Below are 20470 nucleotides of genomic sequence, written 5' to 3'. Positions count from 1 at the left end.
GGTTCCGGAAGGACCGGGGCTAGCGGCGCGGAGCGGAACCCGGACGGGTGCGCCAGCACCGGGCATGCCAGTGGCGCCGGTCCTCGACCGCGCTCTGCCTGCCAAAGAGGGAGTCTTCCTGCCAGACCACCAGATGCTCGATCCCGGGCGGAATAATCTGCCCGCAGCCCGGGCAGCGGTAGTCCTTGGCAGCATTCCTGGCGGTGATCCGGCGCACCGACCATTCGCCGTCGGAGGCCGACTCGCGCTGCGGCAGCCCGGCCCGCGCCCGTTCCAGGTCAATGTCAGGGACCGGGGCCGCCCACTTGCGGCGTGCATTGCGTCCCGCGGCCGTGCTGGAAGCCGGCAGCTGCCGGCGGGGACGGTTGGAGCGGGGCATGAGTCCATCTTGCCGCAGCGGAGCCGGTAAAGTGCAACTGTGCGTTTAGTGATAGCCCGCTGCTCCGTTGACTACGTCGGCCGCCTCCGTGCCCATTTGCCCCTCGCTACCCGCCTGCTGATGGTGAAGGCGGACGGCTCCGTGCTGATCCATTCCGACGGCGGTTCGTATAAACCGCTGAACTGGATGAGTCCGCCCGCTACGCTCCGGATCACGGAACCGGCGCCGGACGACGCCGAGGCCGGTGTTGTTGAGGTCTGGAACGTCCAGAGCGCCAAGACCGACGACAAGCTGGTGATCAGCGTGTACGAGCATCTCTCCGACGTCGCCCATGAGCTGGGAACCGATCCCGGACTGATCAAGGACGGCGTGGAAGCAGATCTCCAGCGCCTGCTGGCGGAGCAGATCACGAAGCTGGGCGAGGGCTACACCCTGATCCGCCGTGAGTACATGACTGCCATTGGACCGGTGGACATCCTGGCCCGCGACGCCGACGGCGGCACCGTAGCCGTCGAGCTCAAGCGCCGCGGGGACATCGACGGCGTGGAGCAGCTCACCCGCTACCTTGAACTGCTGAACCGCGATCCCCTCCTGGCACCTGTCCGCGGGGTCTTTGCCGCCCAGCAGATCAAACCGCAGGCACGCGTTCTTGCTGCGGACCGCGGCATTGATTGCCTAACCCTGGACTACGACGAAATGCGCGGTGTGGACGACGTCGAGTCGCGCCTGTTCTGAGCACTTTGACGGCCCGGTTAATGGCCGCAAAACGTGCCGAAAAAATCTCCGAAGTTTTTCTTCGAATCCATTGACGGGTCATTAGTGGTATGTAACTCTATAACCAGTCTTTGTGTAGGTGTTTTTCATGCTCGCAAGACGGTTGCGAGCGTGAAGCTCCTGTAGGAACTGCCTTACCGGCAGGGAACCTGGACTTCCCGCTTCGGTAACAACCACAGGCACGAAGTGTGCCGGTACAGTTCCAGCAATAAAGGAGACAGGCAAATGGCACAGGGAACCGTCAAATGGTTTAACGCGGAAAAGGGTTTTGGCTTCATTACCCCGGATGATTCCGACGGAGACGTTTTCGTCCACTACTCGGAAATCCAGTCCAACGGGTTCAAGACCCTGGATGAGAACCAGCGCGTTCAGTTCGAGATCGGCCAGGGCGCCAAGGGCCCCCAGGCCACCGGCGTAACCGCCCTCTAGTTCTCAGCACCAGCAAAAGTCCGCAGCACCAGCAAAAGCGGGGACCGAACGGTCCCCGCTTTTCTGCTGCCCGGACGCTCTCCTGCACCGGGTACGGAAGCGGCTGCCTGGGCGGCGTCAGCTGCGGCGGCGCAGGACGTTGGCGCCGAGGCCCCGCAGTGATTCCATAAAACGCTCGTACCCGCGGTCAATGTGGTCCACTCCCCGCACTTCGGTGGTTCCCTCTGCTGCAAGTCCGGCGATGACGAGTGCGGCCCCGGCCCGGATGTCGTTCGCCTCCACCGGTGCGCCGGAGAGGCGCGAGACTCCCTGGATCAGGGCGTGGTGTCCGTCCAGGCGCACTACGGCGCCCAGGCGGGCCAGCTCGGACGTGAACCCCCAGCGGGCTTCGAAGACATTTTCCGTCACCATGCCCGAACCGGTGGACACGGCGTTAAGGGCGACGACGAAGGGCTGGAGGTCAGTGGGAAACCCCGGGTATGGGAGGGTGGAAACATTGATCGGTTCCGGGCGTGCCGGTCCTTTGACTGTAAAACTGTCCTGGCCGGTTTCCACGGCGCAGCCGGCCTGGGAAAGCTTGTCCAGCACCATGGTCAGGGCACGCGGGTCCGCGTTGCGGATCTCGATATTCCCTCCCGTGATAGCCGCTGCGAAGGCCCACGTACCGGCAACAATCCGGTCCGGAACAACCCGGTGCGTCACCGGAGAAAGACTTTCAACACCTTCGATCACGAGCGTGTTGGAACCGATCCCGCTAATGCGCGCCCCCATGGAGCACAGCATCTGCGCAATATCGGTGATTTCCGGTTCCCTGGCCGCGTTGTCGATCACCGTGGTGCCGCGGGCCAGGGTGGCGGCCATCATGATGTTCTCGGTTGCGCCAACCGATGGAAAATCAAGGATGTGGCGGGCGCCGTGCAGGCCTTCCGGAACAGAAGCGATCAGGTAGCCGTGGTCGATGGAAATCGAAGTGCCCATCGCCTCCAGCCCGGCCCGGTGCATGTCCAGTCCCCTCGAGCCGATGGCGTCTCCGCCGGGCAGGGCAACCTCAGCACGCCGGCAGCGGGCCACCAGCGGACCAAGGACGGAGATCGATGCCCTCATGGCCCGAACCAGGTCATAGTCGGCCTGGTGCCCGGGGACGGCTGGAACGTCGATCCGTACCTCCGCTGCGTCGGCGTCGTAGTCAACCGCGCAGCCCAGCCGGCGGAGTAATTCCGACATAATCCAGACGTCCTGGATATTCGGCACGTTGGTGATGGTGGAACGTCCCTGCGCCAGCAGCGTTGCTGCCATCAGCTTCAGTACCGAGTTCTTGGCCCCCGGGACGGTCACCGATCCGTTGAGTGTGGAGGGGCCGGTGGCAACAATGACGTCTTCCATTCCTCCATACTAAGGTCCGGTTTGGCCACCGGTCCTCAGGGGGTCCGGATACGCGTAAAGGCGCAGGGAATATTCCCCGCGCCTTTACGCGTGCTTAGTCCTGCCGGCGTTACCGCCAGGTGCCGATGCCAATCACGGGCCCGGCTTCCAGCCAGGAAGACAGTCCCGTGTAGACGTCGTATTTCATCGCCATGTGAAGCTCGCGTCCTTCGTACTCAAAGGTCACTACGAGTGCTCCGGGCTGAATACGGGCGCGCTCAGCCTCAGTGGGCTGGCGCCACCCCTTCAGCACCAGGGAACTGCGCAGGAACCGGTACGGAGGAACCGGGCTGAGTGAAAGCAGCCGGAGCCATTCCAGATGGGTGTCCGTATAACGACAAACCCCCATCCGCCACCCGCCGGGCGGGAAGCAGATGGAGGCGTCGAAGGTACCCAGGGTGCGCCGCAGCTGTGTGCGGCGCACCCAGAAAAGCGCCGTTGCGAGTACCAGCAGTCCGAGGACCGCTGCCAGCGCAATGAACACGTAGGTACTGTCCATTGGGAAGGGTCAGCGGGTCCCAGCGTTGGCTGCGTCGTTCAGCTGGGCGTTGTCCGCGACGATGACCACACGGTTGGAATCAACGGAGAAGAATCCTCCGTCGACGCCCACCGTGATACGGCTGCCGGACACCGGTTCGATGGCCAGCTCGCCCTCGGCCAGGATCGCCAGCACCGGCGCGTGGCCGGGAAGGATCCCGATTTCACCGTCGGCAGTGCGTGCCTTGACCATCTTTGCCGGGCCGGACCACACAAAGTGGTCGGCCGCGACAATCTCGACTTCGAGTTCAGCAGTGTCAGCCATGGGGCTTACTTCCCGGTCTGCTCTTGGATCTTCGCCCACTGACGCTCAACATCGTCCATGCCGCCAACGTTGAAGAAGGCCTGCTCGGCAATGTGGTCCACGTCGCCGTCGCAGATGGCCTTGAAGCCTTCGATGGTGTCCTTGACGGACACGGTCGAGCCTTCGACGCCGGTGAACTGCTTGGCAGTGTAGGTGTTCTGCGACAGGAACTGCTGGATGCGGCGTGCACGGGCGACGACGATCTTGTCTTCTTCGCCCAGTTCGTCAATGCCGAGGATGGCAATGATGTCCTGCAGTTCCTTGTTCTTCTGAAGGATCTGCTTCACGCGGACAGCCGTGTCGTAGTGCTCCTGGCCCACGTACTGCGGGTCAAGGATGCGCGACGTCGAGCTCAGCGGATCCACGGCCGGGTACAGGCCACGGGATGCGATTTCACGGGAAAGTTCCGTGGTGGCATCCAGGTGCGCGAACGTGGTGGCCGGAGCCGGGTCGGTGTAGTCATCAGCCGGGACGTAGATGGCCTGCATCGAGGTGATGGAGTGGCCCTTGGTCGAGGTGATGCGCTCCTGCAGCAGACCCATCTCGTCAGCCAGGTTGGGCTGGTAGCCCACGGCGGAAGGCATGCGGCCCAGCAGGGTCGACACCTCGGAACCGGCCTGGGTGAAGCGGAAGATGTTGTCGATGAAGAGCAGCACGTCCTGGTTCTGAACATCGCGGAAGTACTCCGCCATGGTCAGGCCGGACAGTGCAACGCGCAGACGCGTTCCCGGCGGCTCATCCATCTGGCCGAATACAAGGGCGGTGTCCTTCAGGACGCCTGCCTCTTCCATTTCCACCCAGAGGTCGTTGCCTTCGCGGGTACGCTCGCCAACACCGGCGAACACGGACGTGCCGCCGAAGTTACGGGCAACACGGGTGATCATTTCCTGGATCAGAACGGTCTTGCCAACGCCGGCACCGCCGAACAGGCCGATCTTTCCACCCTTGATGTACGGGGTAAGAAGGTCGATGACCTTGATGCCGGTTTCCAGCATCTCGGTGGAGCCCTCAAGGTCCGCGAAGTTCGGGGCCTTGCGGTGGATCGGCCAGCGCTCGTTGATTTCCAGCTGCTCGGCCGGAACGTCCAGCGGCTCACCGAGCACGTTGAAGATGTGGCCCTTGACGCCGTCACCAACGGGAACGGAGATCGGAGCACCGGTGTCGACCACGGCAGCGCCGCGGACCAGGCCGTCGGTGGCCTGCAGGGAGATGGCGCGGACGAGGTTGTCACCCAGGTGCTGGGAGGTCTCGAACGTGATGGTCTTGGTCTCACCGTTGAGCGTCAGCTCGGTGGTGAGGGCGTTGTAGATGGTGGGGATTGCGTCAGCCGGGAATTCGACGTCGACAACCGGGCCAATGACACGGGCGATACGGCCTGTGGCGCCCGGTGCTACGGAGGTTGCTCCGTGCTCGGCAGTTTGGGCAGTCATCTCTCTCACTTCACTCAGTTAGATGGCGTGTGGACTAAGTATTTTCTGGTGGATCTCTTCGAAGGCGGGCTAGGAAGCGCTAAGCGCGTCCGCACCAGCCACGATCTCGGAGAGTTCCTGGGTGATTTCAGCCTGACGGGCGTTATTGCGAAGTCGCGTGTACTTCTTAATAAGATCGGAGGCGTTGTCCCCTGCGGACTTCATGGCACGCTGGCGGGCTGCGAGCTCGGAAGCGGCGGCCTGGAGCATTGCTGCGAAGATGCGTGACTCGATGTAACGCGGCAGCAGGGCGTCAAGGACCTGTTCCGGCTCGGGCTCGTACTCGTAGAGGGGCAGGATGTCCGATTCGGACGGTGCTTCCTCTTCGACTACTTCCAGCGGCAGCAGACGGATAACCGCAGGTTCCTGGACAACCATGGACTTGAAGCGCGTGAACACGATGTGGATTTCGTCCACGCCGCCGTCTTCGTAGGCCGTATTGAAGTCATCGAGGAGTGTCTTGCCGATTTCACGGGCAGTCTCGAACTCGGGCGCATCCGTACCGCCGGTCCACACGCGCTCGTAGGCACGGTCACGGAAGTCGTAGTACGCCTGGGCCTTGCGACCAACCAGGTACGTCTTGACCTCTTTGCCCTCTTCACGGAGCAACTCGTTAAGCGATTCGCTCTGCTTCAGGACGCCGGCGGAATAAGATCCGGCAAGACCGCGGTCGGAAGTCATGATGACCACTGCTGCCCGGCGGATCTGCTCCGGTTCGGTAGTCAGCGGGTGATCGATTTCCGACTGGGACGCCACAGCAGAAACGGCACGGGTGATCGCGTTGGAATAAGGCAGCGCCGCGGCTACGCGGGTGCGGGCCTTTCCAATGCGAGAGGCAGCAATCAGCTCCATCGCCTTGAAGATCTTCTGCATCGACGTGGTCGAGGCGATCTTCTGGCGGTAGACCCGAATTTGGGCTCCCATACTTTTCCTTTCGGTTCCTAGCGTTTTGAACTAGGGGCTAAGGCAATTGCGGCGGGTTCCGCGGCCGGTGTGAACCGGCCGCGGAACCCTAAGCCGCTAGCGCTTCTGCTTGACGATCTTTTCCTGGTCGACTGCATCCTCGTCCAGAGCCGATGCCTCTTCGTGGCCGGCTGCAACCATGCGGTTGTCGCCTTCGCCGAAGAAGCCCTGCTTGAAGTTGGTGATGAGGGTCTTGAGTTCATCCACCGTTGAATCTTCGAGCTTGTTGGTCTCGGCCAGAACGGTCAGGACCTTCGAAGAGTGGCGGACGTGGTCAAGGAACTCGGATTCGAAGCGGCGGATGTCTTCCACCGGAACGTCGTCGAGGTAGCCGTTCGTACCGGCCCAGATGGAGACAACCTGGTCTTCAACGGGGAACGGAGCGTACTGGCCCTGCTTGAGCAGTTCCATCAGGCGTGCACCGCGGGTCAGCTGCTGGCGTGAAGCAGCGTCCAGGTCCGAAGCGAACATGGCGAATGCCTGCATGTCGCGGTACTGGGCCAGTTCCAGCTTCAAAGTACCGGAGACCTTCTTCATGGCCTTCTGCTGTGCAGCACCGCCAACGCGGGAGACAGAGATACCGACGTCCACTGCGGGGCGCTGGTTGGCGTTGAAGAGGTCCGACTGCAGGAAGATCTGGCCGTCGGTGATGGAGATGACGTTGGTCGGAATGTAAGCCGACACGTCGTTTGCCTTGGTTTCGATGATCGGCAGGCCGGTCATCGAGCCTGCACCGAGCTCGTCAGAGAGCTTTGCGCAGCGCTCCAGCAGGCGGGAGTGCAGGTAGAAGACGTCGCCCGGGTAGGCTTCGCGTCCCGGCGGGCGCCGCAGCAGCAGCGACACGGCGCGGTAGGCTTCAGCCTGCTTGGAGAGATCATCAAAGATGATCAGGACGTGCTTGCCGCCGTACATCCAGTGCTGGCCGATGGCCGAACCGGCGTACGGTGCCAGGTACTTGAAGCCTGCGGGGTCAGATGCCGGGGAGGCCACGATGGTGGTGTACTCCATGGCGCCTGCGTCTTCGAGGGTGCGCTTGATCTCGGCGATCGTCGAAGCCTTCTGGCCGATGGCCACGTAGATGCAGCGCACCTGCTTCTGCGCATCGCCCGAGGCCCAGTTGGCCTTCTGGTTCAGGATGGTGTCGACGGCGATTGCCGTCTTGCCGGTCTTGCGGTCACCAATGATCAGCTGGCGCTGGCCGCGGCCGATCGGGATCATCGCGTCGATGGCCTTCAGGCCGGTCTGAAGCGGCTCGTGAACCGACTTACGCTGCGTAACACCCGGTGCCTGGAGTTCCAGTGCACGGCGTGCTTCAGCCTGGATCGGTCCCATGTCGTCCATGGGCTCGCCCAGCGGATCGACGACGCGGCCAAGGAAGGCATCCCCAACGGGGACGGACAGAACTTCACCGGTGCGGTGAACTTCCTGGCCTTCTTCAATGCCGCCAAAGTCGCCAAGGACAACGACACCGATTTCACGGGTGTCGAGGTTCTGGGCCAGGCCCAGCGTGCCGTCCTCAAACCGAAGCAGCTCGTTCGCCATCACGGAGGGCAGGCCCTCCACACGGGCAATGCCGTCGCTGGCGGTGGTTACGCGGCCAACTTCAACGCGCTCTGCGTTTCCGGGTTCGTAGGACGCCGCAAATTCATTCAACGCATTACGGACGTCGTCGGCGTTGATGGTCAATTCGGCCATCTGCAGTCCCTGCTCTCCTATGTTGTGATCATCGCTTCGTGCCGATGACCTTCGATTGGTTCTCAAATGTTTCTCATGGCCGGTAGAGCCACAAAGGTGGCTAAACCGCGAGCTTCCGGCGCAGTTCCGACAACCGGGTCACCACGGTGGAATCGACGACTTCATCGCCCACCGTAACCCGGATACCACCGACGATCGAGGGATCAACGGTTGCGTTGATCTTCAGCTCACGGGCGTACAGGCCGTTCAAGGACGCCTGCAGCCGTGCACGCTGCTCATCGGTGAGGGGCCGGCTGGTCCGCACTTCTGCGATCCACCGCTGCTGCCGTCCAGCCACCAGTTCCAGGAACCGGGTGACCAGTGCAGTGGGGCGGAGGCCGCGCGGAGCGGTAACAGCCTGCCGGATCAGTACCTTGGCTGCGTCAGACGCTCCGGGTACAAGTTTCAGTGCCGGCTCTGCCCGAGCCTGAACAGTTGCCTGCGGGTTGGACAGTGCACGCTGCACTTCATGGCTGGACGCCACGGTCTCGTTGAAACGGAAGAGGTCTCCCTCAAGTTCCTCAAGGCCGGCTGCACCGGGACCCTTGTTTTCCGCGACCGCGGAGACAACCGTTGCAGCCAGGGTTTCCAGAGCATCCCCGAGGTCGCGCGGTGTGCGCCACCGGGATTCAACCAAAGAAGCAACAATCTGCTCGGCGTCGGCCGAAACCTTGCCGCCAACCAGTTTGGAGACCAGGGCTGCCTTCTCATGGCCGTCACGAGCCGGATCAGTCAGGGCCCGCAGCAGGCCGGTCTGGCCGTCCAGGAGGCCCAGGATTCCAAAGAGTTCCTCGGCAAGGCCAAGGGTCGCGTTGGGAAGGCGTGCTTCCAACTGACCCTGGGCCGCTGCCAGTGACTCGCTCGATATACCTGCCATTACTGAACCGCACCTGCGTTCTGCGAGGTTTCCAGCTCATCCAGGAAACGGTCCACTACGCGTGCCGAACGAGCGTCGTCTGCGAGGGACTCGCCGACGATCTTGCTTGCCAGCTCAGTGGCCAGGGATCCGACTTCGCTGCGGAGCGAGACAACTGCTGCCTGCCGCTCTGCTTCGATGGCGGCCTGGGACTGTTCCATGATGCGTGCCGATTCGGCAGCAGCCTTTGCCTTCAGGTCGGCGAGAATCTGAGCGCCTTCAGCGCGCGCTTCCTCACGGATCCGGTTGGCTTCGGTGCGTGCGTCAATCAGCTGCTGCTTGTACTCGTCGAGGGCAGCGCTGGCCTCAGCCTGTGCTGCCTCGGCCTTGGCAAGTCCGCCTTCGATGGCCTCGGTACGTTCTGCATACGTCTTCTCGAACATCGGGACGACGAACTTGACGACGATGAACATCAGCACGGCGAAGCCAAGCAGTGTTACCAGGATCTCCCAGATGTTTGGGATCAGAGGATTAGCGCCTTCAGTGGCGGCGAGGATTACTGCCTCGTTCATTTCTCATCCGTCCTATCTACTTGGTGTGGGAAAACGCGCTGAAACTATCCGAGGACGAACGCGAAAACCAGACCAAGGATGGCGAGTGCTTCGGTCAGGGCCAGGCCCAGGAATGCGATCGGCTGCAGCACGCGCTGTGCTTCCGGCTGACGTGCAACACCGTTGATGTAAGCGGCGAAGACGAGGCCCACACCAATAGCACCACCGATTGCGGAGAGGCCGTAGCCGATGAGGTTAAGGCTGCCGTTGATTTCACCAGTCATTTGGTTTGTTCCTTTCAAGATGCCCGCAGGCAGGTTGTTTGGTTCAGGGGTTTCCCCCTAAGGGGAGGTTTTAGTGTTCCGCGGCTGCGACAGAGCCTTGGATGTAGATCGCAGTCAGCAGGGTAAAGACGTAGGCCTGCAGGCACTGGATCAAAACTTCGAACAAGAACATTGCCACGCCGCCAACGAGCGTCAGCGCGCCAAGCGGCTTCAGCAGGCCTTCAGCCTCGAGCAGCAGGAACTCGGTACCCGATGCAGCAAGCATGATGATCAGGTGGCCGGAGAGCATGGTGGCAAAGAGTCGGAGGCTGTGCGTGATCGGGCGGACCAGGAAGGTCGAGATGATTTCGATCAGGACAACCAGCGGAAGGATGGCCATCGGAACACCGGAAGGAACAGTGGCGTACTTGAAGTACTTGATGCCGTGCTTCTTGATGCCAAGGATGATCCAGGTGAAGTACACGATCGCTGCCAGGGCATATGCCGTTCCAACATGCGAGGTGGTGGGCAGCTGGGCCAGCGGGATGCTGCCCCACAGGTTGTTCAGCAGGATAAAGAAGAAGAGGGAGAACAGCAGCGGGATGAACGGACGGAAGTCCTTCTCACCGATGATGTCGCGTCCGATCGAGTTGCGGACGAGGTTGTAGCTGAACTCGCCCAGGAACTGCAGCCGGCCCGGAACAAGCTGCCGCTTCCGCGCGGCAGCAATAAAGAACCAGCTGATCAGGGCAACGGACAGAAGGATAAGCAGCATCTGCTTTCCAAAGCCCTCGCCGTACTCGGCGCCCCAGGGAAGGATCTCAGGGAGGTGCATTTCATCGAGGGTTGGTGGAACAAACCCCTCTTCATTGGCGGCGGGAAGCGCAAGCGCGATCAACGCGTTTCCTCTCTGCTTTGTCCATCGTTGGGCATTTCATTGGCGGGGGCATGTGGCATGCATCCGTTTACTAAGTTGTGTGACATTGCTTCGTCTAACCCTCGTCCGGCCGTTCTCCACCCGCAGGCGGTTTTGGCTTAGTGGAAGTGAGCCCGTGGGCGGCAGCGACGTAATAACCGCTCAGCCCGCCCAGGGCAATACCTGCAAAAAGAATCCAGCGGGTCTCCAGAAGACTGTCCAGCCCCCACCCTATCAAACCAAGGGCAATGATTCCGGACAGGACATATTGGAGGATCGCGCGACGCTTGCTCAACGGCGCTTCAAAGGCTGCGGGAACCTGGCCGGCTGCATTCTTCTTTGATTTCGCTGCCACCTCAGACTCCTTTCACTTTTTTGTCCGCGCCCGCAGGCGCATCGGAATAAATGAGCTGGCGGGTCCGGGAAAACGCACGGATTTCGGCCACCTGCCAGATTACGACCGTCCCAAGTGCCGCGTAGGCAAACCACGGCCTTTCGAGCCACTGCGGAACTCCCACCATCCACAGAACGGCCGCGAAGCCGACTACTTTGACGGCATATGTCACGGCGAACATTCCGATGGCGCCTGAGGGGTTCTTCCGGCCGACAACGTGGCCTACCAGCAGGCTGATTCCGAAGAACAGGACGATCAGGGCCCAGCCGGCTGCAACGCTGAATGCACCGTTGATGCCCGGGCCAGCCAGGGCCACACAGGCTGCAGCTAGTGCAGGAACAGCTGTCCAGAGAAGGGAAGTCTTGAGGATGCCGATCCACGGAGCGTCCGTTGGCCCGGAAACACTGATCCGCTTAGCGAGTCCGCCGTTGGCTTGGCTCATGGCTGCAGGATCATCCTTGTGCTTTGGGGGAACGTGGTTCGGGTCCGGGTTGACGCATTACCGTACGCCGCGACGTTTGAATTCTACAGTACATAGAACTGCACAATGACATCGGGGCGTCACCATGTCCCCGGCAGGCAGGCCCGGACCGCATCAGGTACGGGCACGCTGCCGCAGACGCGCGGCTATTCGCGGCGACGCGAGGTACAGGGCCGCCACGGCAGCGACGAACACGGTTCCCGCAGCTGTAATGCCCCACCCTGACCCGCCGGTAACCAGGCCGGTGCTGCCAACCAGCACGGTGCATACGGTGACCACCGCTGCCGACTGCAGGTGGCTCAGGCCGGCGTCAGTCAGCCGCTGGTAGACGTGCTGGCGGTGGGCGGCGTACCAGCGTTCCCCGCGCCAGATACGGCGAACAAGGGTGGTAAAGGTATCCAGGACGTAAATCAGGATCGGGAACAGCAGGTACTCCACGTAGACCCCGGCAAGGAAGGCAGCCACAGCGGTCCCGGCGATGGAGGCGCCCAGGAGGTAGCTGCCGACGTCTCCCATAAAGACTGAGCCCCGGCCGAGGTTCCAGGGCAGGAAGGCCGCGAAGGCAGCCGCAATGACGGTTCCGGCAACTGTCAGCCACACCTGGTCGGAGAGCACGCCGGCCACCGCGTACAGGACACCCACTGCCAGTCCGTGCAGACCGGAAATACCGTTCACCCCGTCCATGAAGTTTGCAACGTTGATGTATCCGGCGATGACCAGGGTCCCTACCGGCACCCACCAGAAGCTCTGGCCCAGGGCGGCGGCCAGCGCCGTCGTGCCCGCTGCACCGATCGCCAGCTGCAGCCCGAACCGCACCTGGACGGAAAGCCCGCGGAAATCCTCGACCCAGCCCAGCAGGGCAGCAGAGCCGCTGATGCCGATCAGCAGCAGCACCAGGGAACGGTCCACGGCAACGTAGCCGGTAACCAGCGCCGCGGCCAGGCCCAGGAGCACACCGGCGCCGATGGTGGCTCCCACGCCGCGGATGACCACCTTGGTGTGGGAAGAACGTTCATTGGGCACGTCCACTACGCCCAGGCGGCGCAGCAGCGGAATGAAAGCGAAGGGCAGCAGCAGGCTGGCAAGGAAGGCAACTGCGGCCGGAACAGCGAGTCCCATCAGCCGGTCCGCCGCTCGCCCTGCCCGGTCGCGGGCGTGCCGCCCTGGAGGTCAGCCAGGCGAAGGGCCGCCGTATCCGGCAGCGGGAACAAAGCAGCGGCCACTCCCCCGGCGGCGTCCGCCTCTGCAGACGGATCGAAGCCGCAGCGGCGAAGCCAGTCCGCGGCGTCGAGGTCCTCCGGCGCCAATACGGCCACGGAGGTGTGTGAGATCTTCGGATGCAGCGGGCGCGAATCGTCTTCGCCCGTACCCACCAGGATTTCGTGCAGCTTCTCGCCCTTGCGGAGCCCGGTGAAGACGATTTCGATGTCCTTGCCGGACATGGCGATCATCCGGCGGGCGACGTCGAGGATCTTGACCGGTTCGCCCATGTCAAGAATCAGGACCTCTCCCCCGCGGCCGATCGCTCCGGCCTGGATAACCAGCTGGCAGGCTTCCGGAATGGTCATGAAGAACCGGGTGACTTCCGGATCCGTGACTGTCAGGGGACCGCCCTGGCGGATCTGCTCCGTGAACAGCGGCAGCATGGAGCCGCGGCTGCCGATCACGTTGCCGAACCGGACCGAAACGAACCTCTGGCCGGTCTGTCCTGCCATCCAGGCGGTGAGCTTTTCCGCTACGCGCTTGGAGTGGCCCAGCACGGTTGTGGGGTTGGCTGCCTTGTCCGTTGAAATGTTGACGAAGTGGCTCACGCCCGCTTTTTGTGCCGAGCGAAGTACATTGGCGGTACCCAGGACATTCGTCTTCCAGGCTTCGAGCGGATACTGCTCCAGCAGCGATACATGCTTCAGGGCAGCTGCGTGGAATACGACGTCGGGGCGGCGCTGGGAGAAGATCTCATCCAGAGCACGGGCATCCCGGATATCAGCGAGGACGGTGTCCTTGCCGTTGAGCAGGCCCTGGCCCGTGATTGAGAGCTGAGTCAGCTGGAGGCCGGTCTCATCCCGGTCCACCATGATCAGTTCGCTCGGTTCAAACGCGGTGATCTGCCGGCAGAGCTCGGAGCCGATGGAGCCTCCGGCTCCGGTGACAAGAACCTTCTTGCCGGTGAGGTAGCCGGCGACTTCATCCACGTGGATGTCCACGGGCCGCCGGCCGATCAAGTCCTCAACTGCGACTTCGCGGAAGTCGGTCAGGCCAGCGCCGGCCCCCTTTGCGAGCATGTCCCGCAGCGGCGGGAGCACCATGACCCTCAGGTTCAGGCCCTCCGTCCGGTCGGTGACCTCACGCACCTGCGCCGCATCGACGTCGGCGATCGCGATGATAAGCACCTTGGCCCGTGTGCGCTGGACCAGGTCCGGCAGGTCCACCAGCTTGCCGACCACCGGCACGGTTCCCAGCCGCAGGTGCTTCTTGGCAGGATCGTCGTCGATCAGCCCCACGGGGAAGTACGGAGAATCCGGATCGTTCATCATGCGCGTTACAAGCGAATTGCCCAGGAAACCGGCGCCGTAGATCAGGGTGCGCTGGGCTTCGTCGCCCGGACGGGCCTTGCTCTCAACGTACATGCGCTTCATGTAGCGGATCGCGGCCATGAACAGGCAGGCGAACGGGAAGGCGAGCACGCCCGTGCTTCGGGGAATGTCGATCGCGAGGCCAAAGAGAGCGCTGACCAGGACCAGGATGGCCGAAACCACAATGGTGACGACAGCCAGCAGGCGCATCTCGTGGAAGCTGCCGAAACTGTAGCGGCCGCGGTAGAGGGCGAACGAGTAGCCAACCACCAGCTGGGTCACCACGGCCACCCCGCAGAATGCGGCCAGGCCTGCGACGTTTATCTCATCGACGGACAGTTCGTAGCGCAGGACCAGCGCCAGGACGATGGCCACCACCCAGGCCAGAGAGTCCAGCACATATTGGGACCAGAGCCAGAGTGCCGGCTTCTCGTCCCGGGCCGGGGTGGTTCTGTCCCTGCTTGAATCGTTCATAGTCCTCAGCGGGCCTGCGCCCGGTTCGTGTCTAGGTTGTAAGCGGTCCTGCCGTGCAGCCGGCACGGCAGCGGGTCCAATCCGGTGTAATAGACTGAATTCTATTCAGCATACTAACTGCACCACCCTGAACGTCCGGCAATGCCCGTGCATCGGGGCGGAGCCCTGAAAGGATCGTCTTGCCGGAATCAGTGGCCGTGGCCGCGGTGACTTTCGACCGCCCCGATGACGTCAAGACCCTCCTGGGGGCACTGGCCGCACAGTCAGCCGGCATCTCTTCCGTAGCCCTCGTGGACTCCGGCAGGAGCCCGGTTAAGGATATAGCCGAGGCATCGGATGCCAATGTCACGTACGTGCGCTCGGAGACAAACCTGGGCGGCGCAGGCGGGTTTTCGCTGGCGATCCTGACGGCAATCGCTTCCGGGGCCGAATGGATCTGGATCATGGACGATGACGCCCATCCCGAAGATCCCGGGTGCCTTCAGGCACTGCTCGACGCCGCCAACGAGCGCGGCCTGGACGTAATCCTTCCCCTGGTGGTCGCGCCGGGCAAACCGGACACACTCAGCTTCCACTTCCGTATTGACGGACGGCTGACGCACGACCGCGCCGAAGTTGCGAAGGCAGGGTTCCTGCCCGGAGTCGGCCATTTCTTCAACGGCGCCCTGATCCGCCGTGACGTCTTTTTCCGGGTGGGACTGCCCGATCTGCGCCTGTTCATCCGCGGCGATGAGACCGATTTCATGATCCGCCTGCGTAAGGCCGGCATTCCCTTCGGCACCCTGACCTCAGTGGCCCTGAGCCACCCGGCAGCTTGGTCCGAGGTCCAGGAGATCCTGGGCGGGAGACTGCATGTGCTGGTCCCGGACACTGAGTTCAAGCGCTTCTTCTTCTACCGCAACCGGGGCCACCTCACCGCGAAGTACAAGCGTGTGCGTTCCCTGGCTGCAGACGTTGTGGGGTACACCGTTTACTTTGCCCGTACCCGTGACCTCCGCGGCTTCCGCAGCTGGCTGCGCGCCTATACCGGCGGTGTGCGCGGAAAAACGTTCGGCCCGCCCTCGGACCTGGGCTTCTAGGTGCCGGGCATGGCAGCGGGAATCGATGGCCTGGCGGTGGTCATTGTGACCTTCAACCGATCCGATTACCTGCAGGGCCTGCTGGAATCGGTGGCGGCACTCGATCCTGCGCCCGCGCGCGTGGTGGTGGTGGACAACGCCAGCACCGACGGCACTGCCTCATTCCTGGAACGCATCTCGGGCGGGTTCCCGGTACCCCTAACGGTCCGCACACTCACCGAGAACACCGGCGGTTCGGGTGGATTCGCCGCGGGGATCCAGACGGCGCTTGATCTGGGTGCCAAGTGGCTGTGGCTCATGGACGACGACGTGGTGGCACTGCCGGGGGCAGTGGCCGCCCTGGGCGAATGGACAGGCGAGTACGACTGCATCCACGGCCGGCGCTTCGATGAAGCCGGCCGCCCCTTTTTCTGGCAGCACAGATTTATTCCAGTGCTGGGCGTGCATGTTCCCGTGCGCGGCAACGTCTTCCGGGACAGGCCCGTGTTCGACACGAACGTGGGTTGTTTCGAGGGAATGCTGATCAACGCCGAGACCGTGCGGTCCATCGGCCTGCCGGATCCGCGGTTCTTCATTAACGGCGACGATGAAATCTACGGCTGGCTGGCTTCCCTTGCCCACCGGGTGGCCTACGTCAACGCATTCGTCCTTCGCAAGGTTCGTCCGCAGAAGCAGATAGACCTCGGAATCCGGCACCTGAACGATTCAAGTGACCTCAGCCGGTTCTGCGCCATGCGCAACCGCGGGCACACTGCCGGGTATCTGAGGGCCCACGGCCGGTTCAACCGGGCAGGATTCGCCGCCGGCACTGCACTGACTGCTGCGAAGGAGCTGCTCCGGCTTGCCGTCGTTGAGCGCCGGCTCCAGGGCATCAGCAGCCTGTGGCGCGGCTGGCGTGAATCCCGCGCGATCCTTAAGGACTCCGGGTGGCAGCCCATGCCGCCGTTACCGCAAGCGACCAGTGCCCTTGGCGGCACTGAGAAGTAGGACCAATACCGCGTGAACAGCAGTGCATCATCCAGCCATGCCCCGGAGCCGATCTGGGCCGTTGTGGGCGCCACAGGCTTCATCGGCAGCGCCCTGAGCTCCACCCTGGCGAGCCACGGCATCACCGTGCGTTACGTGAAGGCTCCGCGGCTGAGTGCTCTCTCCGGGGACGCCGCAGGGATCCTGAGCGAAGCCGCCTCGCTCGCAGATGCCAGGCAGGACCTCTTCGGAGAGCTGGAGGGCGCCGACGTCGTAATCAATGCCGCGGGCCTGGCCACACCGTCGGGCGCTGAGACGCCCGGACTCCGCGGCGCCAATGCCCTGCTGCCGGCGCTGATCGCCGATGCGGCGGATGACGCCGGGGTTCGCCGTTTCATCCATCTCAGCAGCGCCGCCGTGCAGGGGCACCGTCCGTACCTCGACGAGAGCGCGCACGTTGAACCGTTCTCGGCCTACTCGCGCTCCAAGGCGCTGGGCGAGGCGGTGCTGGCAGCACGGGAACCGGGAACCTGCTCTGTGCTGTCCCTTCGCGCGACCTCGGTCCAGGGACCGGCCAGGGAAACCACGGCCACTCTGGTTCGGATCGCTTCCACTCCCCTCTCCTCCGTAGCCGGGCGCGGGGATTCCCCCAGCCCGGCCAGTTCCGTGGACGCACTGTGCGAGTTTGTGGTCTCCGTTGGGCTCCATCGCGGCGCCATGCCGCCGGTAATCCTTCAGCCATGGGAAGGCGCAACCGTGGCATCGGTCCTGCAGGCAGCGGGCGGCCGGAAACCGCTGCATCTGCCGGTTTGGTTCTGCCGTGCCGCGCTGAAAACCGGGTACCTGGTGTCAGCGCTGCTGGGCGAGCGGCTGCACGGTGTGCTGCGCCGGGTCGAAATGATGTGGTTCGGACAGCGCCAGGAGCCCGGCTGGGCAGAGGCAACGGGCAATGTTCCCGAACCGCGGGTGGAACAGGTCGTCCGCGCGGCCCGGGAAAAGCGCTAGGGCTGCGGGGCCGTCCGGCTTTCCGCTGCGGCGTCCGCGGTTTCGGCTGGTTCTGAAGCCGGCTCCGTTTCTACCCCGGTGGCTTCGACAGCCTCGGCTGCCGGCTCTGCGTCTGCGTGCTCCTGCGCTCCGGGTTCTTCCCCGAGTCCCAGGAGGGACGGCACTACTTTCCGCAGCTCTTCCAGGCTGATGGCACCCTGACGAACCACCCGCAGCGGGAAATCCGTCGCGTCCACGATTGTCGACGGGACGCCCTCGCTGCCCGATTCCGGCCGCGGGCCGGCTTCCAGGTAAACGGCTACGGATTCTGCCAGCTGTGCCTGCGCCTCTGCGGCCGTCTGGGCAGCCGGCTGTCCGGTGCGGTTGGCCGAGGAAACTGCCATTGGCCCGGTGAGTGCCAGCAGATCCAGGGCAATCTCGTCATCGGGCATGCGCAGGGCAACGGTGCCCTTGGTATCGCCCAGGTCCCAGGTCAGGGACGGCTGGGCATGGAAGATCAGGGTCAGGCCGCCCGGCCAGAAAGCTTCTGCCAGGGCACGTGCCTCGGGAGCCACGTCCACGGCCAGTCCGTCCATGGTCTGCAGGCGCGGCACCAGCACGGGCGGCGGCATGGAGCGCCCCCTGCCCTTGGCGGCGAGCAGCGTTGCGACGGCCTGGGCAGAGAAGGCATCGGCCCCGATTCCATAGACGGTATCGGTCGGCAGCACGATGCACTGCCTGTTGGCGATCGCCTGCTGCGCGGCGGCAAGTCCGGCGCTGCGGGAATCAGTATCTGAGCAGTCAAAGCTGGTGGTCACGGGGATTATTCTTTCACGTCACGGGATGTAGTAACTGCTGTTGACCTAACCGCGGAGGTAGCCCGGGGCCGGTCATTGAGGTCCTGGTGGGAAGTGACCTCCTGCCAGGCCGGGTTGGAAGCCAGCCGTTCGGCGATGGTATCCGCCTGCACCTCGGCGTGTTCCATGACGAAATAGCCGCCGGGACGGAGCAGCCGCGCCGCGGTGCGGGCAGCGGCGTCGGGAAGCTCCATTCCGTCCGCTCCGCCGCCGTAAAGCGCCATTGCGGGATCGTGTTCCGCAGCTTCGGGCTCGTTGGGCACGGCGTCTGCGGGGATGTAGGGCGGGTTGGAGGCAACGACGTCGAACGTTCCGTTGTGTCCTTCCAGCGCAGTCCGGAGGTCACCTTCCAGCACCTGGACGCCCAGCGGCTCCAGGTTCTTCCGTGCCCAGGCAAGGGCCAGGGGACTCAGTTCAACAGCGTAGACCTCGGAGCCGGGAGCCTCGGCGGCGATCGATCCGGCGATGGCGCCGGATCCCGTTCCGAGGTCCGCTGCCTTGGCGCCGCCCGGTACGAGCAGCGCCCGGTCGATGGCCAGCTGGGCCACAGTTTCCGTTTCCGGCCGGGGTACGAACACGCCTGGTCCAACCGCAAGCTCGAGCCTGCGGAAATACGCCTTGCCGGTCAGGTGCTGCAGCGGAATGCGGCGCGCCCGCTCGGCCACCAGTTCGTCATAGCCTTCGGGCGCTGCTGCGTCAGTAAAGGCCAATGCCCTTACCCGGCCTACGCTCTCCCCCAGCAGGTGCGCTGCGAGTATTTCGGCGTCGACGCGCGGGCTGGGCACGCCCGCAGCGGAGAGTTCCGCTGCAGCGTGCCGCAGTGCCTGATCCAGGGACAGCGCGGGCATTGCCTTTCCTAGGCTTCGTCGCCGATTGCGTCCAGGCGTGCCTGCTCATCCATTTCGATGGCAGCCTGGACAACGGCTTCCAGGTCACCGTTCATCACGGTGTCCAGGTTGTAGGCCTTGTACCCGGTGCGGTGGTCCACAATCCGGTTTTCCGGGTAGTTGTAGGTTCGGATGCGCTCGGAGCGGTCCATGGTGCGGATCTGCGACTTGCGGATGTCCGAGTTGGCGGCGTCAATCTTCTCCTGCTCGTGCGCAAGAATGCGGGAACGGAGCACACGCATTGCAGCTTCACGGTTCTGCAGCTGGGACTTCTCGTTCTGCATGGCCACCACAATGCCCGTGGGCAGGTGGGTAATGCGCACGGCGGAGTCGGTGGTGTTCACTGACTGGCCGCCGGGGCCGGAAGACCGGTAGACGTCGATCTTGAGGTCGTTCTGGCTGATCTCGACTTCTTCAGGCTCATCCACTTCGGGAAGTACCAGCACACCGGCAGCGGAGGTATGGATCCGGCCCTGTGACTCGGTGACAGGGACGCGCTGCACCCGGTGCACGCCGCCCTCGTACTTCAGGCGGGCGTAAACGCCTTCAGCCGGGTCGTTGGATGAACCCTTGATGGCCATAGACACGTCCTTGTACCCGCCGAGGTCCGATTCCGTGGCCGAGATGATCTCGGTGCGCCAGCCGCGGTGCTCGGCGTAGCGCGTGTACATGCGCAGCAGGTCACCGGCGAACAGGGCTGCTTCGTCGCCGCCTTCACCGCCCTTGACCTCAATGATGACGTCGCGTCCGTCGTTCGGGTCGCGCGGAATCAGCAGCCGGCGCAGCTTTTCCTGCGCATCTGCAAGCTGGTCCTTGAGCACAGGAACCTCAGCTGCGAACTCGGGATCCTCGTCGGCCATTTCCTGGGCGGCGGCGAGGTCGTCTTCCAGTCCGTGCCAGGTGTTGTAGGCATCAACGATCCGGCTCAGCTCGGCGTAGCGCCGGCCCAGGCGCCGCGCCAGTCCCTGGTCAGCGTGCACGGCGGGATCGGAGAGCCGCATCTGGAGTTCAGCGTGCTCATCCAGCAGTCCCTGTATGGACTCAAACATTGTTTTCCATTCCTTCTTCGCGCGTTGGGGTACGCCGGTTACTGCGCATCCCGCTGCTGTCTTAGAACCATTCTCACCCGGATCGGCACCCGTGAATAATCGGGCTGCCGGTTAACTGCCAAGCCGCCC

General features: G+C 63.5%; 23 protein-coding genes. 5 read left to right on the top strand and 18 right to left on the bottom strand.

Annotated elements, in window-relative coordinates; all coding sequences use genetic code 11:
• Positions 1–19: 19 nt before the first annotated feature.
• Positions 20–379 (bottom strand): hypothetical protein, encoded by a 360-nt coding sequence (locus AO716_RS04060; protein WP_055239638.1) that lies wholly within the window; start codon positions 377–379, stop codon positions 20–22.
• A gap of 39 nt (positions 380–418) precedes the next feature.
• Between AO716_RS04060 and nucS the strand changes: the two genes are divergently transcribed.
• Together nucS and AO716_RS04050 are read left to right on the top strand one after the other, a co-directional pair.
• The gene (gene nucS, locus AO716_RS04055; RefSeq protein WP_055239637.1) at positions 419–1114 is read left to right on the top strand and encodes an endonuclease NucS; all 696 of its coding nucleotides are present in this window, start codon (positions 419–421) and stop codon (positions 1112–1114) included.
• 264 nt (positions 1115–1378) lie between these two features.
• Positions 1379–1582 carry a cold-shock protein gene (locus AO716_RS04050; protein WP_055239636.1) on the top strand — a complete coding sequence of 68 codons (204 nt, stop codon included), beginning with the start codon at positions 1379–1381 and terminating at the stop codon, positions 1580–1582.
• 117 nt (positions 1583–1699) lie between these two features.
• Here AO716_RS04050 and murA read toward each other — a convergent pair whose 3' ends face one another.
• The 14 genes from murA to AO716_RS03980 all read right to left on the bottom strand — a co-directional run bounded on the left by murA (position 1700) and on the right by AO716_RS03980 (position 14519).
• Positions 1700–2965: a UDP-N-acetylglucosamine 1-carboxyvinyltransferase gene (gene murA, locus AO716_RS04045; protein WP_055239635.1), complete on the bottom strand. Its 1266-nt coding sequence runs from the start codon at positions 2963–2965 to the stop codon at positions 1700–1702.
• Positions 2966–3074: 109 nt separating this feature from the next.
• Complete coding sequence (locus AO716_RS04040; protein WP_055239634.1) at positions 3075–3503, bottom strand: DUF2550 domain-containing protein; 429 nt, start codon at positions 3501–3503, stop codon at positions 3075–3077.
• Between the two features lie 9 nt (positions 3504–3512).
• Positions 3513–3806: a F0F1 ATP synthase subunit epsilon gene (locus tag AO716_RS04035; protein WP_055239633.1), complete on the bottom strand. Its 294-nt coding sequence runs from the start codon at positions 3804–3806 to the stop codon at positions 3513–3515.
• Positions 3807–3811: 5 nt separating this feature from the next.
• Entirely contained in the window at positions 3812–5275 is a 1464-nt protein-coding gene (gene atpD, locus AO716_RS04030) for a F0F1 ATP synthase subunit beta (RefSeq protein ID WP_055239632.1), read from the bottom strand.
• A gap of 69 nt (positions 5276–5344) precedes the next feature.
• Complete coding sequence (locus tag AO716_RS04025) at positions 5345–6238, bottom strand: F0F1 ATP synthase subunit gamma (RefSeq protein ID WP_055239631.1); 894 nt, start codon at positions 6236–6238, stop codon at positions 5345–5347.
• 96 nt (positions 6239–6334) lie between these two features.
• Positions 6335–7972, bottom strand: a complete 1638-nt coding sequence (gene atpA / locus AO716_RS04020) for a F0F1 ATP synthase subunit alpha (protein WP_055239630.1) — start codon at positions 7970–7972, stop codon at positions 6335–6337.
• 100 nt (positions 7973–8072) lie between these two features.
• Positions 8073–8888, bottom strand: a complete 816-nt coding sequence (locus AO716_RS04015; protein WP_055239629.1) for a F0F1 ATP synthase subunit delta — start codon at positions 8886–8888, stop codon at positions 8073–8075.
• Positions 8888–9439: a F0F1 ATP synthase subunit B gene (locus AO716_RS04010; protein WP_055239628.1), complete on the bottom strand. Its 552-nt coding sequence runs from the start codon at positions 9437–9439 to the stop codon at positions 8888–8890. The genes AO716_RS04015 and AO716_RS04010 overlap by 1 nt, the downstream gene beginning before the upstream one ends.
• Before the next feature lie 44 nt (positions 9440–9483).
• Positions 9484–9702: an ATP synthase F0 subunit C gene (gene atpE, locus AO716_RS04005; RefSeq protein WP_055239627.1), complete on the bottom strand. Its 219-nt coding sequence runs from the start codon at positions 9700–9702 to the stop codon at positions 9484–9486.
• A gap of 70 nt (positions 9703–9772) precedes the next feature.
• Positions 9773–10579 (bottom strand): F0F1 ATP synthase subunit A, encoded by an 807-nt coding sequence (gene atpB, locus AO716_RS04000; RefSeq protein ID WP_055239626.1) that lies wholly within the window; start codon positions 10577–10579, stop codon positions 9773–9775.
• A 94-nt stretch (positions 10580–10673) separates the two neighbouring features.
• On the bottom strand, positions 10674–10952 hold the full coding sequence (locus tag AO716_RS03995; protein WP_055239625.1) for a hypothetical protein: 279 nt from the start codon (positions 10950–10952) through the stop codon (positions 10674–10676).
• 1 nt (position 10953) lies between these two features.
• Positions 10954–11433: a hypothetical protein gene (locus AO716_RS03990; protein ID WP_055239624.1), complete on the bottom strand. Its 480-nt coding sequence runs from the start codon at positions 11431–11433 to the stop codon at positions 10954–10956.
• A gap of 153 nt (positions 11434–11586) precedes the next feature.
• A complete protein-coding gene (locus tag AO716_RS03985; RefSeq protein WP_055239623.1) occupies positions 11587–12591 on the bottom strand; it encodes an MraY family glycosyltransferase in 1005 nt (334 codons plus the stop codon).
• Positions 12591–14519, bottom strand: coding sequence for a polysaccharide biosynthesis protein (locus tag AO716_RS03980; protein ID WP_055239622.1), 1929 nt, complete (start codon positions 14517–14519; stop codon positions 12591–12593). The genes AO716_RS03985 and AO716_RS03980 overlap by 1 nt, the downstream gene beginning before the upstream one ends.
• A gap of 179 nt (positions 14520–14698) precedes the next feature.
• On the opposite strand from AO716_RS03980, the gene AO716_RS03975 reads away from it, so the two are divergent.
• The 3 genes from AO716_RS03975 to AO716_RS03965 are packed head-to-tail and all read left to right on the top strand — an operon-like array spanning position 14699 to position 17569.
• Entirely contained in the window at positions 14699–15598 is a 900-nt protein-coding gene (locus tag AO716_RS03975) for a glycosyltransferase (RefSeq protein WP_055239621.1), read from the top strand.
• Positions 15599–15607: 9 nt separating this feature from the next.
• Positions 15608–16585, top strand: a complete 978-nt coding sequence (locus AO716_RS03970; RefSeq protein WP_152969843.1) for a glycosyltransferase — start codon at positions 15608–15610, stop codon at positions 16583–16585.
• Positions 16586–16597: 12 nt separating this feature from the next.
• Positions 16598–17569, top strand: coding sequence for an NAD-dependent epimerase/dehydratase family protein (locus AO716_RS03965; protein WP_235471987.1), 972 nt, complete (start codon positions 16598–16600; stop codon positions 17567–17569).
• On the opposite strand, the gene AO716_RS03960 is transcribed toward AO716_RS03965, so the two are convergent.
• From AO716_RS03960 to prfA, 3 genes are read right to left on the bottom strand one after another with little or no spacing between them, the layout of a single operon-like run.
• The gene (locus AO716_RS03960) at positions 17566–18366 is read right to left on the bottom strand and encodes an L-threonylcarbamoyladenylate synthase (protein ID WP_055239619.1); all 801 of its coding nucleotides are present in this window, start codon (positions 18364–18366) and stop codon (positions 17566–17568) included. The two genes, AO716_RS03965 and AO716_RS03960, sit on opposite strands and share 4 nt — an antisense overlap.
• Before the next feature lie 5 nt (positions 18367–18371).
• Positions 18372–19253 carry a peptide chain release factor N(5)-glutamine methyltransferase gene (gene prmC / locus AO716_RS03955; protein WP_055239618.1) on the bottom strand — a complete coding sequence of 294 codons (882 nt, stop codon included), beginning with the start codon at positions 19251–19253 and terminating at the stop codon, positions 18372–18374.
• An 8-nt stretch (positions 19254–19261) separates the two neighbouring features.
• The gene (gene prfA, locus AO716_RS03950; RefSeq protein WP_055239617.1) at positions 19262–20341 is read right to left on the bottom strand and encodes a peptide chain release factor 1; all 1080 of its coding nucleotides are present in this window, start codon (positions 20339–20341) and stop codon (positions 19262–19264) included.
• Positions 20342–20470: the final 129 nt, after the last annotated feature.

It is taken from the genome of Arthrobacter sp. Edens01, assembly GCF_001307035.1.
Lineage (GTDB): Bacteria > Actinomycetota > Actinomycetes > Actinomycetales > Micrococcaceae > Arthrobacter_B.
Note: the sequence above shows the minus strand (reverse complement) of the source record. Positions and strands in the feature narration are given on the sequence as shown.